Genomic DNA, 12,046 nt, shown 5'->3' with positions numbered 1-12,046 from the left:
CCATCGCCTCATCTGCAGTACAACCTGAATACAGTTTCGCAGCAAAACCCAGCGCCAACGTGAATCGTCTCTTGTTCAATGCAGGCTTATGATTAACAGAGACTATTAACACCGTATCGGGGGAACTGCGTGTCGCGACTGACTGATCTTATTGCGCAAGCTAAAGGGAAAGACCCAGCGTTAGGCAATGAGCTGGAGCGTGAGTTCAAGGCTTTGGCGTCGCGCCGGGCCTTTGGTTTGAACTTTGAGCGGCATAAACCTGAGAATGTCGAATTGCCGGGTAGGCCTATTCGCCGAGGTGATAAAGTCCGAGTATTGAGCCCGCGTGGCGATACTAAAAAAAGCGATCCAAGAATTTGGAAAGTGAGTCGTATTGAACGCGCTAAAGTGGGGCGGCTTGCTCACTTAAATTTATACAATGCGGCGGAAGCCGAAACACAGGTCGTTAATGCGGATGATCTGGTCGTCGTCGCAGAATTTAGAGATTTTATTTATCCGGGGTTAGTGAGTACGGGTAAGGTCGAACGTGGCGGCAATAAGCCGTTTCATACGGTTATCAATGGTGAGAACTTTCACGCGCTGGAGGCGCTAACCTATACCCATCGCGGCAAGATCGACGCTATCTATATTGATCCGCCTTACAATTCAGGTGCGAAAGATTGGAAATATAATAACGATTATGTTGAGGGTGATGATCTCTATCGTCATTCAAAGTGGTTAGCTTTTATAGAACGACGGCTATTGGTTGCGAGAGAGCTTCTTAATCCAGCTTCTTCGGTTTTAATTGTCACAATAGATGAAAAAGAATTTTTAAGGCTTGGGCTTCTTCTGGAGCAATCGTTTCCAGAAGCGAAAATTCAAATGGTGAGTACCTTGATTAACCCGAAGGGACAATCTCGAAATGACTCGTTTTCAAGAACAGATGAATATGTATTTTTCGTTTGGGTGGGAGATTGTAAACCCACGTTGCAATCACTGAATGACGAATGGCGATCAGCAGTTAAGCCAAAATCGAAAGATATTTATTGGCAGCAACTGAGACGCCGTGGTCTTCGAGGGGCCGTTAGGCGTGAGGACAGGCCGAATCTGTTCTATCCGATATTTGTCAATAACGATGGAACAGGCATTCATTCTATTGGAGAGACTATTCCACTTGATTCCACACCTTCGAAAAAGACGCCCGTTGGAACTACCGTGCTATGGCCTACTCGTTCTGATGGTAGTTATGGATATTGGCAAGTTTCACCTAAACGACTTCGCGAACTGTTAAAGCAAGGAATGGTTAAAGCGGCAAAAGCAAAGGTCGGTTCTATATATTATCTTAAGAAAGGCGAAGCTCTGAAAGTAGCTGAAGGAAAATTCAAGATAATTGGTCGACGCAAAGATGGTTCAATTATTGGTGAAATGCAGGATGGGGGCGATGAGTTTCTTCCCGGTACGCAATGGAGAGTAGGTTCGCACAATGCTGGCGAGTACGGTACAAACATTCTAAGTTCTGCTCTGCCGGGTCGTCGCTTTCCTTTTCCAAAGTCATTATATGCGGTTGAAGATGCGTTGAGGTTTTTCGTTTCCGAAAAGCCCGAAGCTAGAATTCTCGATTTTTTCTCTGGTTCCGGAACTACAGCGCACGCGGTCATGCGCCTGAACAAGCAAGATAATGGACGGCGGCAATGCATTTCAGTGACAAATAATGAAGTTGCTGCTGGTGAACACAACGCGCTTCGTAAAAAAGGTCTACGTCCTGGCGATCCAGAATGGGAGGCGTGGGGGATTTGTGATTATATCACCAAGCCCCGTATTGCGGCGGCGATTACGGGCAAGACACCTGAAGGTAAGCCGATTAAAGGCGACTACAAATTCACAGATGAATTTCCAATGTCAGATGGATTCGAGGCAAATGCCGAGTTTTTCACGCTCACCTATGAGACGCCTGTCTCGGTCAGTCATAACCGTGCCTTTTCTCGGGTCGCACCTTTGCTATGGATGCGCGCTGGCAGCGAAGGACGTAGGATCGATGCGTTGCCTGATGATGGCTGGGACGTTGCAGATACCTACGGATTACTCACTAATCTCGATAAGGCTGGACTATGGTGTGCCAAGATTAAAGATAGAGGGACTATCCGCCTTGCCTATGTCGTGACAGATGACGAGAGACGCTTTCAATCAGTCGCACAAGGTCTTCCCGATAATGTTGAAGCGGTGCGCCTTTACGAATCTTACCTGACAAATTTCCGCTTCTCGATGGGGCGCTAGACCATGAAATATACACTCAAAGATTATCAAGAAGATGCCGTTGATGATGTACTGACGAACCTTAGGAAGGCGCGAAAGCGCTGGCATGAAGACGGGGACAAGCAAGCCTTCTCTCTGACTGCGACAACGGGCGCGGGTAAGACCGTTATGGCAGCGGCGGTGATTGAAGCTCTATTCTTTGGAAGTGCTGATTTTGATTTTGAGCCTGATCCGGGCGCGGTTGTTGTTTGGTTCAGTGATGATCCGTCCCTAAATGAGCAATCCAAGTTTCGCCTTTCGGATGCGTCTGATAAATTGACCGTTTCTGATTTGGTGACGGTAGAGAACACTTTCAGTCGGGAACGTTTCGATCCGGGTAAGGTCTATTTTCTCAATACTCAAAAGCTATCGAAGAAAAGCTTGCTAGTGCGTGGTCATGATGATGACGACAAGACTTTACTCACTCAAGAGGGCTTGCCTCTCACGCCTGATGGGCGCTCTCATACAATTTGGGAAACGATCAAAAACACCATAGATGATCCTGATCTAACTCTCTATCTTGTACTCGATGAAGCTCATCGCGGCATGAAGGGGACGGCTTCTGGGCGGAAAACTATTGTCACTCGATTGATTGGCGGCGAGGGTAGCGTGCCGGGCTTACCCATCGTCTGGGGCATTTCCGCAACGGTTGAGCGGTTCAATGACGCCATCCAAGGCATCCCGAAATTGTCGACTTTGCCTAATGTGATTGTCGACTCAACAAAGGTCCAAGATTCAGGCCTTCTTAAAGATACGGTCAATCTGGATGTGCCCGATGAGGTTGGCGATATGACGACTGTCCTATTGCGAAGGGGTGCCGGAAAACTTCGCGAAATTTCTAAAGCTTGGGCGGACTATGCCGCGTCGCAAGGTGAAGCCAGCGTGGTGAAACCACTTATGGTTTTACAGGTGCCGAACAATCCTGATCCTGATGAAATTGGCTTGTGGCTTCAAACCATATTCGACGAATGGCCTGATCTTGATGAAGGTTGTGTCGCAAACGTTCTTGGCGAACATCGAACGGAAACTTTTGGTTCTTTTAGTGTGCCCTATATTTTGCCTCAACGCGTTCAAGATGACGACTGGGTGCGTATCCTGATTGCCAAAGATGCGATTAGTACGGGCTGGGATTGTCCGCGTGCGGAAGTCATGGTCTCTTTTAGAGCCGCAACCGACAATACCCACATAACCCAGCTTTTGGGTCGTATGGTAAGGACGCCTTTGGCACGACGGATACCGGGCAATGAATTGCTTAACTCTGTTGATTGTCTCCTGCCGCACTTCAATCGCAAGACGGTTGAGCAAGTCGTTGATGCGTTGATGCATGGCAGTGAAGCTGGCGGAGCTAGTCTGAATCGTCGTGTGTTGATTAACCCAATCGATCTTGTTCCTAACCCTGATGTGCCAGAAGCCGTCTGGCAGAAGTTTACATCTCTACCTTCGCAAAGCCTACCTAAGCGGCAGGCCAAGCCTATAAGACGCCTTACGATCCTAGCGCATGAATTGGCGGTCGATGGGATATTGCCGAACGCTGGGAAGGAAGCCCACAAGCGCATGCATGCGGTCTTAGATGGGTTGGCCGTGACTTATAAGGTGGATGTTAAAGCTGCGCGTGAAGGTGTTTTGGAGATAGGGGGGGCAACTCTTAGCGCAGATGTGAAGTCACAAAAAAAGACGTTTAATGAATTCGTCGAAGCTGCCGATTACGCGGTGATTGAAGACGCCTATAAGCGCGCGGGTCGATTGATCTCTCCTGATCTTGCCAAGTCGTATAGTGAACACTTGGCCGCGCAAATTGACAATGCTGACGATGAAGAGGAAGCGTTGATCGACGCGCATACTGACATCGCGGCGATGGGGTTAGTACCGGAGATCAAAAGCAAGTTGGATTTAGCTGCCGAGGAATTAGCTGAAACTTGGCTCACAGAACATCGTGTCTCTATCAAAAGCCTCAACGATAAACGCCAAGATGTATATCGTGATATTCGAGAGATGAGTGCCGATCCGCTGGATGTAGACCTTGCCCGACCTATGGCTTGGCTTCAGATGACCGAAGCGAAAGAGCCAAATGGTGAAACGGTCGTAATCCCTCGATATCATAAGCATTTGATGTGCGATGAAGAAGGCTTGTTCCCTGACACATTCAATCCGGAAGAAAGGGAAGTCTTGAATGCTGAGATGAGTAGGTCTGAATTCTTGGCTTGGTATCGCAATCCATCGCGAACGAGCCAAGACTCTCTTGGTATCTCTTATGATATGGACGGGGTAGCACGCATAGTAAGGCCAGACTTCCTTTGCTTCTCAAAACTGACTGATGGGAGTATTGTGGCAGACATTGTTGATCCACATGGAACTTATCTCAGCGACGCCTTGCCTAAGCTGCAGGGATTGGCACGATACGCCGAAAAAAACCAAGGGTTGTTCCGACGCATTGACTCAATAGCAAAAATGAAATCTGGCGAGTTTCGGGTTTTGGATATGACAGAGCCTAGCGTGCGGGATGCGGTTCTTGATGCGTCGACAGCGGTTTCTGTTTTTGATGGTGATTTGGCAGCTAAGTATTTGGTATAAGATTCGAGGATTGCCTCGCTCAAAGCGTAAAAATAAGGGCTTTGGGGGGGCATTGGGGGTGTACTGATTTACGTTTCTTAATTTATTTTATATATCGGTAATTCGCTGCCTCTTCTGGCTAATGCCGCAATTCTACAGAATATATTGAGTTATAGCAGCCTTTGAATTCGCACTTTCTCTGTAGGTCGCGATTTCCCCCGCTGGGCACTAGGCTAGGCACATCTCTAGTAGGATTTTATTTTTATAAAAAAAACAAGGGTTTAGATATTTTTGGTGGCGCACCCGACAGGATTCGAACCTGTGACCTCTGCCTTCGGAGGGCATTTTGTGCTCATAAATAAACCAAACAAAACAATGCGTTAGTTTGTAGGCATTCTCTTTCTGCCCAGTTAATGCCCAGAATTGCGCTGAAACCACCCAGCTTTTTGCACCTCTTTTCCTAGATCAGGGCTTCCAAGATGCACATAAACTTGCACGGATTTCGAGTCCGCCCATTTTCCGTCCCGCTGCAACAGAACGAGGTCAGTGTGAACGGCGTAGTGCCAGCTTGCCCATGTGTGACGAAATGTGTGAGGGCTAAATTTCGGAATGCCAAGCCGTTTTGCGAGCCTCTGCATCCGAAGAGCGGGCCCGTAAAAACGATTATTATCTTGATTTTTCGACCATGGACTTCCGTTTTCCGGCGATCGAAACACTGGCCCGCCTTGCGGATGGCGAGGAGGCATCATGCTGCGAGTGCGGACGTCCAGATCAATTGACCTGACCAGCTGCCCTTTCGTGTCCCAAAAGGTCACGCGGTTGCTCTGCGAACTGACATGTTTCCAATCCAAACCGAAGGCTTCCGACGTTCTGGCGCCTGTTCCAACCAGAAAGGTCAGTGTTTCAGCGAAATCAGGATCTGCGTTGATGAGCGTTTCGAATTCTGCAGGCGTGAAAATGCGTGGCACTTTTTTCGTTCGACCGCTGGGCCGATTGAGGGGAAGGAAAGGCATCATCCGATCCGCCGCCGCAAATTTTAAAATGACACTCACGGGTGTGTAAAAATGCCGGCGACGGGTTGCATCGGCCTGCGTGGGGAATACCTCAAATGATCGCGCATCAATCTTGCCCTGTGTCATGTCGGCCAGTTTGTCATCGGCCATGACCTCGATGATTTTTTCAAGATAGGGAAAGGGGTCCACCTGCTTGCCAGCATTCAGCCACCGCGTCACGGCATCCGCGAAGGTGAAATCATTTTCAGGTTTTGTTAGGCCGAAGACCTGGTTGAAGATGTCGGCTTCAAGTTTTTCGCGGATGATGTCCGCCTCATATTTTTCACGCGTTCGAGCACTTTGGTCGATTTTGACTCCGTGGTGCGTGCCACGAATGCGCCAGATGCCGGACGGCCTTTTGTCGAGTCGCAACATGGCTCAGCTTCCAAGTGCCGCGTCAGGATACGCATCTGCGCCGGCGTCAAACGGCGAGAACCTTTCCCGATTCGCAGACAGCAGCCCAGCTGATCGATGACCTTGCGCAATTCGCGCAGGTTCTGGCCCAGCAACTCCGCCGCTTCGACATCGGAAATCGTCCGAAATTCTGACGCATCGAAACTCATGCCGAGTCGCCATCCGTGCTGTCCCGCGCCGCCATGACCCGTGCCAATGCCGCGTCAAGGTCGCCACATTTAGAATATTCGGTGAGCCAGATATCGGCCTGAGCGCTGGCATTCGCCAAGGTCCAACAGCTCGCGGCAATAAGGGTTTTGCGACTGCGTGTGGCAATGCCACCCCAAATGAACGCGGGCTTTCCGCAGGACAAATCACGGCGGTGGATGCGCGTCTCGGCAGACGGGAAAGGCTCCCTTTGTTGCGGCGGTGCGTAAGGCATGAAGGTTCTTGGTTCCGGTTTCGTTCCCAAAAGAAACCGATAAAACCGTTCACGTCAACCGATAAAACCGTTCGTGATGTCTGGATGTGTCTCAACACTCTGTTTTAGAACTGCACATTGTCGAGCGGCAGGACGTAATCCACGCGCTGATCCAACAGATCTTCATAATTCGAATTCAAACTGTGAAGGCGGAAAACGCCGTTTCGAGTTCCGCGTTCCAGAACTTTAAAAATGACGCGCCCATCCGGCAGTCCGCACACCACCGCATCTCCAATGTGTTTGTCCGGATTGCTTTCCCTGCGGGACGCCAACAACACTGTCCCATGCCCGAATGGGGGCTTCATGCTGTCTCCGTCCACAACCATGGCGAATGTGGAGGGCACGGGTTTAACCCGTGTTTCAATCATCTCGTCGAAATCCTCAAAGGGCGTGAACTCCGTGTTTGCGCCCACATAACCGCGCATCGGCACTGACCAACTGCTTTGACCTGGCACTTCGACATGGTCAAATTTCTCAACAGGTTGCGCGACATTGCCCCGACCATATTCCAGCTCGGCTTGTGTGGTTCCAAAATAGCTTGCGACCTTTGCGAGCGCTTTCGGTCTTGGGCGTGAGTCGCCGCGTTCCCAGTCTCCAATGGTCGAGGCAGCCACACTGATTTCATCTGATAATTGCCGCAATGACAAGCCTTTGCGCTCTCGGTGCTCTCGAATTCTTTCACCTAAATTCATGTGCTTAGCTCGCCGAAAGAGGGAGTGACCGATAAATTCGCACAAAATCGCTTGCAGAAACCGACAAAACCGTTCATGTGGAGCAAATGACCGACAAAACCGTTCAAACGCTCGTAACTGGAAACGCTGTTGATTTCATCGTGACCCAGTTTTTCGGAGGTGTGCAGGCTAATTTGGCGCGCGCCATGAACATTCCGACGACCACGCTCACTTCCCGCGCGAAAGTCGGGCAGTTCACGAGCGGTCAGCAGAAAACCCTTCTGCAATTGTCGGATGAAAACTCTTGGGGCATCCGCCCGGTCCATTTTTTCCCCGACCGGCTCACCGCGGCGGACATTCCACCCGCGATTGATGTCACGAAACTGGCGGCCTGAATGCGCCATTCTTTCACATCCCCCCCTTGGGTCGCACACCGAGCCCCGGTTGTGCGTCCCGCTCCGGCTCGTCGCCGGACGTTGCGATTTAGTCAAAACGTCTCCTCCTTTGGACAGGTCCTCATTTCAGCCCTTGAAGACCTAGCGGCGGCGAGCCTCCCCCTCAACTGGAAAAACCGCACACTGTTCCACCCAACTCGGTCGGCGACCGTCAAAACCGTTTTGAATGCAAAGGCCACATCATGACTCAACCATCTCCGCTTGACCTGCATCCGGACCTGACACGGTCTGACATCTGTTTCCACATGCGCCGCTTGATTTCCGCGTGCGGTGGGTTGGTGAAATCGGGCGAGGTGATCGGCCTCGGCAAATCCCAGATGAGCAATTTCCAAAACGCGACCAAGACGGATTTCCCCCGCCTCGATCAAATCCTCGCGCTGGAAGCGTGGTGCGGGGAACCGATTGTCACCGCTGCCCTCGCCGCGGTGCAGGGCGTGACCGCACTGGATTGCGACACCCGCCCCGACCTGACGCAACAGAGCATTGGCCTCACCGCCCTGACGGCGCAACTCTCCGCCGCCACGGCAGAGGCCACGCGTGACGGCATCATCACCGAGGCCGAGGCCGCCAACCTGCGCGATCTGCGGGGGCAGCTGGATGACGCTCTGGACCATTTCGACGCCCGCAAAAACAAGTTGCGGAGCGTGTCATGAATTTCGCCACATCCGCCCAGGCCGCAACATTCAATGGTGGTGAGCGGCCGTCGCCAAAGCCCGCCCGCGTGACCCCGACCCTGCCACTGGATTCGGGGCAGGGGGGCATGACGCAGGCGCAGCGCCTCTGGCTGGCCACCGAATCTGCCGCCAAATCCCCGCGGGAACACCTGACCCGCATGGAACTGGCGCGAGCCCTCGCGACACTGGACCAGACGATTGTCATGCAACAGGCCCGCTGGCCCATGGTCGCCCGCGCCCTCTGGATCGCGGGGGCGGGATTGGCCGCGGCAACGGATGATTTCGAAGCCCTGACCCACGCCCAAATCATCAATGCCGTGAACAGCAATCGCTGGCGGCGCAGCCAAACTCCCGACGCCCGCCCCGCGCACCGCGCCGACCTCGACACCTGATCCCAAACCCAAAGGACACCCCATGAAAGACGCCCCGCAAAATGACCTGCCCGCTGACCGTTGGCCCGACTCACCCGTCCATGACCGTCGCGGGAATTGGATCTGGCCCGGGTTGAAGGTGAATGTGTCCGGTGTGCGGGTCCCCCTGCCGCCCGCCCCGATGCCTGCCGCGAATTGGCGATTGAAACGCAGTCTGCGCCGGAAGGAACCGCCGCGCCAAGGGACCGCTCGACGGGCGCGTTTGGGGCGGGCCGTGAAAGCCAAGGACGAAGTGCAGGTCAACTGGCTGGCCGCCGGCATCCCGCATCATGGGGCCCGCGAAATGGCGCGGCGCAAAGCCAAACTGGCCAAGACCTCACAGGGCTGATTGCCCACCCACCCAAACCCACCCACCCCCGCGAAAGGACGCCACATGCAACCGTCACCCTCTCTCACCCCGATTTCCCCCGCCGCCCTGACCCATCAACCGAAATGGTTCAAAGGTCTGACCGCGAAGATTTTTGGCAAACCCGCGAAACCCGACGCCGTCGAGCTGCCATCGGATGACATCATTGATGCCCTGCGTGGCATCCACAATTGCGGGATCATTTCCCAAGCGGTCAGTTTTCCGCGCCCGGACAAAGCCCCCGTGTCCTGCGTCATCACCGGATCCCATGACAGTTTCGTCCTGCCCGCCGACCTGTTCGCGAAATTGCGGGAAGGGGGCTGGGTCACCGAGTCCGCGTATTTCACGGAACTGGGCCGCGCGGTCCTGACCGAAGCCGCGTTCGATTGATCCGCGACCTTGACCGCCGCTTGGACATTGCCCCCTGTCGCGCCTGATTTCCGTCAGATGCCACTTCACGCCGCGCGAATTTACGCGGCGGAAGCCGACTTCCTGCTGCGGCAATTGGATGTCGATGCGGATGCGGTGCGCGTCGCGGCGGTGGTTACGGCGGCGACGGTGATCCTGTCCGAGCGGCGAGGTCCGCGCCGTCAATTCGGTCCGGCGGAAGGGCGGCTCTTGCTGGCCCTGTCCGCGGGTCATCCCCGCACTCACGCGCAATTGCTGCACGCGGTCGGGGTCGCGGCCAATCCCGACGACTCGGCCCGCCTGAATTCCCTGCGCGTTCACGTCGTCCGCCTGCGCCACCTGCTGCGCGGCTTTGACGCCGACATCATGGCGATTGTCGGGTTCGGTTATCAACTCTGGGGCCGCGACGTGCTCATTGCGGCGATGCCGTGTCTCGCGCCAATTGCACCGCTTGAAACCAAAGAGGCTCTCTGATGGAAAAACATGAATTTGAACGCTGGGTGCAGGACGTCAAAGACGCCAACCCGATCACGGATGTTGCCGTGCGACTCGGCCTGACCCCGATTGGCACGCTGCGGCAGACGGGCTGGACACGGTTTGAATGTCCGGCCTGCGGGTCGCGGGACCGTTTTGATGTCAACAATGACACCGCCGGTTTCAACTGTTGTCGCGGGTCCTGCGATCTGCGCGGCGGGGATGCGGTCGCCCTGGTGCAGGCCGTGATGAACTGTGATTTTCCAGCGGCCATGACGTGGTTGGGCGGGGACAAACCGATCACGGATGAAACCCGCGTCCGCAATGACCGCGCCCGCGAGGAACGGGCCGTGAAAGCGCGAGAGGCGGACCGCGCCAAACATCGCCGCAATCTGAAACGGATTGATGATGTCATGGCGGGGTGTCGTCCCCTGCTGACGGGGGGCGCACGCCTGACCTCGGCGGAAAAATATCTTCGGGCCCGTGGTCTGGGGCCCGCCCTTGACGGTCGCAATGGATTTGCGCTGTCCAAAGCCCTGATGTTCCATCCGGACCTGCCCGCCTTTGCCGGTGATCCCGGCGAACGGGTCGAGGTCGGGCGCTTCCCCGCCATGATCGGGTTGGGTCATGACGCGAAATTGCAAACCGTCTGTCTGCACAGAACTTACCTGATGAAACAGGGCGGAACTGTCGTCAAAGCCCGGCCCGATTTCAAAGATTTCGCTCCGGATTTCGCGGCGGCCCTGTCGGAAAAATGGGATGCCAAACAGGTTCTCGGTTCTGCCAAACGCGCTGTTCACGGCATTCGATTGGGCGCAACTTCCGGCATCACGGATGATCCGCGCCTGCCCATCTGCGTTTCCGAGGGGATTGAGAGCGGGGTCTCCGCCCCCGCCGCCGGAGTCGAAGGCACATTTTTCGCCGCCATGAATTTGGGCCGCTTGACGGGTGACCGCGACGGGCAGGGCTGGGTCCCGCCACATGCCGCCAACAAATCCCGCCCCATCATCATCTTGGCGGAAAATGATTTGAAGCCCACGCTCGCTTTTTCCGACCCCGCTGCCCGCGCCCAGCATGAATTCAAACGCGCGGCGCGGCGTCTGCAGAAACTGGGCTGGCGCTGCGCCCCCGCCATTCCAACGGCCCGCGCGGATTTTAATGATTTGCTGATGGGAGTCGCCGCGTGAAAACCTCCGATTGGACAGAAGACATGATTGCCGTGATTGTTCGCGAACACGAGGCCGCCACCCGACGCGATCAAATGCCTTCCATCATTCTGGCAGAAACAGGTGTGCCGGTCACCGAGGCTCAAATCGGCCATTGGATCAGCGCCAATCGCGAGGTGAGAGGTTTGTCCCGTCATGTCGCGAAAAAACGGAACAGCCAATTTGATGCTTGGCCGGAGGCGGAAGCGGCGCTTGTCGTGGCGCTCTGGCGTCAAGGCATTCGCGTCTCGCAAATTGCCGTCCAACTGCAAGAAACCTTTGGTGGCCAACGCACTCCCTCACACGTGTCAGGTTGGGTTGCCCGAAATCGAGAGAAGTTCAATCTCGCGCGGCGCAAAGGTCGTGACGCCGTGCGGTCGGTCACCCTGCCACAAATCAACTGTTCTTCTTCGCCCCGCCGTCAGGTCAGCTTCACCCGCGCCCCCGTCACCGCGCCGCCCCGCACCTGCCAATGGATTGTCAGCAGCGGCGCGGGCGACACGGAATTCTGCGGTGGCGACATTGCCCGCGGCAGTTACTGCAAAACCCACGCCGCCAAAGTTTACGTCGCCCGCCCGAAACGTCCGACCCAACCCGCGCCGCTGCCCCGCCGTCACCTTCTTCGCTGAGACCCG

Annotated in this window: 13 protein-coding genes and 1 tRNA gene; 10 read left to right on the top strand and 4 right to left on the bottom strand. The window is 54.6% G+C overall.

From position 1 onward, the window contains the following. The first annotated feature begins 129 nt into the window (after positions 1 to 129). The gene (locus tag ACP9M6_RS14475) at positions 130 to 2,253 is read left to right on the top strand and encodes a site-specific DNA-methyltransferase (RefSeq protein ID WP_427452251.1); all 2,124 of its coding nucleotides are present in this window, start codon (positions 130 to 132) and stop codon (positions 2,251 to 2,253) included. A gap of 3 nt (positions 2,254 to 2,256) precedes the next feature. Then, complete coding sequence (locus ACP9M6_RS14470; RefSeq protein ID WP_427452249.1) at positions 2,257 to 4,842, top strand: DEAD/DEAH box helicase; 2,586 nt, start codon at positions 2,257 to 2,259, stop codon at positions 4,840 to 4,842. 274 nt (positions 4,843 to 5,116) lie between these two features. On the opposite strand, the gene ACP9M6_RS14465 is transcribed toward ACP9M6_RS14470, so the two are convergent. The 4 genes from ACP9M6_RS14465 to ACP9M6_RS14450 form a co-directional block, all read right to left on the bottom strand. Beyond that, positions 5,117 to 5,200, bottom strand: a tRNA-Arg gene (locus ACP9M6_RS14465). 31 nt (positions 5,201 to 5,231) lie between these two features. Beyond that, positions 5,232 to 6,248, bottom strand: coding sequence for a tyrosine-type recombinase/integrase (locus ACP9M6_RS14460; protein ID WP_427452247.1), 1,017 nt, complete (start codon positions 6,246 to 6,248; stop codon positions 5,232 to 5,234). A gap of 184 nt (positions 6,249 to 6,432) precedes the next feature. After that, positions 6,433 to 6,708, bottom strand: coding sequence for a hypothetical protein (locus ACP9M6_RS14455; protein WP_427452245.1), 276 nt, complete (start codon positions 6,706 to 6,708; stop codon positions 6,433 to 6,435). A 104-nt stretch (positions 6,709 to 6,812) separates the two neighbouring features. Next, positions 6,813 to 7,439, bottom strand: coding sequence for an XRE family transcriptional regulator (locus tag ACP9M6_RS14450; protein WP_427452243.1), 627 nt, complete (start codon positions 7,437 to 7,439; stop codon positions 6,813 to 6,815). A gap of 86 nt (positions 7,440 to 7,525) precedes the next feature. Here ACP9M6_RS14450 and ACP9M6_RS14445 point away from each other — a divergent pair, with 86 nt between their 5' ends. The 8 genes from ACP9M6_RS14445 (at position 7,526) to ACP9M6_RS14410 (ending at position 12,040) form a co-directional block, all read left to right on the top strand. Then, positions 7,526 to 7,813, top strand: a complete 288-nt coding sequence (locus ACP9M6_RS14445; RefSeq protein ID WP_427452242.1) for a hypothetical protein — start codon at positions 7,526 to 7,528, stop codon at positions 7,811 to 7,813. Positions 7,814 to 8,055: 242 nt separating this feature from the next. Then, positions 8,056 to 8,526: a hypothetical protein gene (locus tag ACP9M6_RS14440; protein ID WP_427452241.1), complete on the top strand. Its 471-nt coding sequence runs from the start codon at positions 8,056 to 8,058 to the stop codon at positions 8,524 to 8,526. Beyond that, complete coding sequence (locus ACP9M6_RS14435; RefSeq protein WP_427452240.1) at positions 8,523 to 8,939, top strand: hypothetical protein; 417 nt, start codon at positions 8,523 to 8,525, stop codon at positions 8,937 to 8,939. Before ACP9M6_RS14440 ends, ACP9M6_RS14435 begins: the two co-directional genes overlap by 4 nt. Before the next feature lie 22 nt (positions 8,940 to 8,961). Next, entirely contained in the window at positions 8,962 to 9,306 is a 345-nt protein-coding gene (locus ACP9M6_RS14430; RefSeq protein WP_427452239.1) for a hypothetical protein, read from the top strand. A 45-nt stretch (positions 9,307 to 9,351) separates the two neighbouring features. Continuing rightward, a complete protein-coding gene (locus ACP9M6_RS14425) occupies positions 9,352 to 9,714 on the top strand; it encodes a hypothetical protein (protein ID WP_427452237.1) in 363 nt (120 codons plus the stop codon). Positions 9,715 to 9,723: 9 nt separating this feature from the next. Further along, positions 9,724 to 10,206 (top strand): helix-turn-helix domain-containing protein, encoded by a 483-nt coding sequence (locus ACP9M6_RS14420; protein WP_427452235.1) that lies wholly within the window; start codon positions 9,724 to 9,726, stop codon positions 10,204 to 10,206. After that, positions 10,206 to 11,393 (top strand): DUF7146 domain-containing protein, encoded by a 1,188-nt coding sequence (locus tag ACP9M6_RS14415; RefSeq protein ID WP_427452234.1) that lies wholly within the window; start codon positions 10,206 to 10,208, stop codon positions 11,391 to 11,393. The genes ACP9M6_RS14420 and ACP9M6_RS14415 overlap by 1 nt, the downstream gene beginning before the upstream one ends. Then, positions 11,390 to 12,040 carry a hypothetical protein gene (locus ACP9M6_RS14410; protein ID WP_427452233.1) on the top strand — a complete coding sequence of 217 codons (651 nt, stop codon included), beginning with the start codon at positions 11,390 to 11,392 and terminating at the stop codon, positions 12,038 to 12,040. The genes ACP9M6_RS14415 and ACP9M6_RS14410 overlap by 4 nt, the downstream gene beginning before the upstream one ends. Positions 12,041 to 12,046 lie beyond the last annotated feature (6 nt).

Origin of the sequence: Litorimonas sp. WD9-15 (assembly GCF_050271975.1) — a bacterium.
Lineage (GTDB): Bacteria > Pseudomonadota > Alphaproteobacteria > Caulobacterales > Maricaulaceae > Litorimonas.
The sequence above is the reverse complement of the archived record's forward strand: the minus strand, read 5'-3'. Positions and strand labels throughout refer to the sequence as shown.

Bases quoted from the DNA above. Each gene is read 5' to 3' on its own strand.
- ACP9M6_RS14415 (WP_427452234.1), top strand. From the start codon at position 10,206: ATGGAAAAACATGAATTTGAACGCTGGGTGCAGGACGTCAAAGACGCC.
- ACP9M6_RS14440 (WP_427452241.1), top strand. From the start codon at position 8,056: ATGACTCAACCATCTCCGCTTGACCTGCATCCGGACCTGACACGGTCT.
- ACP9M6_RS14460 (WP_427452247.1), bottom strand. From the start codon at position 6,248: ATGTTGCGACTCGACAAAAGGCCGTCCGGCATCTGGCGCATTCGTGGC.
- ACP9M6_RS14455 (WP_427452245.1), bottom strand. From the start codon at position 6,708: ATGCCTTACGCACCGCCGCAACAAAGGGAGCCTTTCCCGTCTGCCGAG.
- ACP9M6_RS14430 (WP_427452239.1), top strand. From the start codon at position 8,962: ATGAAAGACGCCCCGCAAAATGACCTGCCCGCTGACCGTTGGCCCGAC.
- ACP9M6_RS14450 (WP_427452243.1), bottom strand. From the start codon at position 7,439: ATGAATTTAGGTGAAAGAATTCGAGAGCACCGAGAGCGCAAAGGCTTG.
- ACP9M6_RS14435 (WP_427452240.1), top strand. From the start codon at position 8,523: ATGAATTTCGCCACATCCGCCCAGGCCGCAACATTCAATGGTGGTGAG.
- ACP9M6_RS14445 (WP_427452242.1), top strand. From the start codon at position 7,526: ATGACCGACAAAACCGTTCAAACGCTCGTAACTGGAAACGCTGTTGAT.
- ACP9M6_RS14470 (WP_427452249.1), top strand. From the start codon at position 2,257: ATGAAATATACACTCAAAGATTATCAAGAAGATGCCGTTGATGATGTA.
- ACP9M6_RS14425 (WP_427452237.1), top strand. From the start codon at position 9,352: ATGCAACCGTCACCCTCTCTCACCCCGATTTCCCCCGCCGCCCTGACC.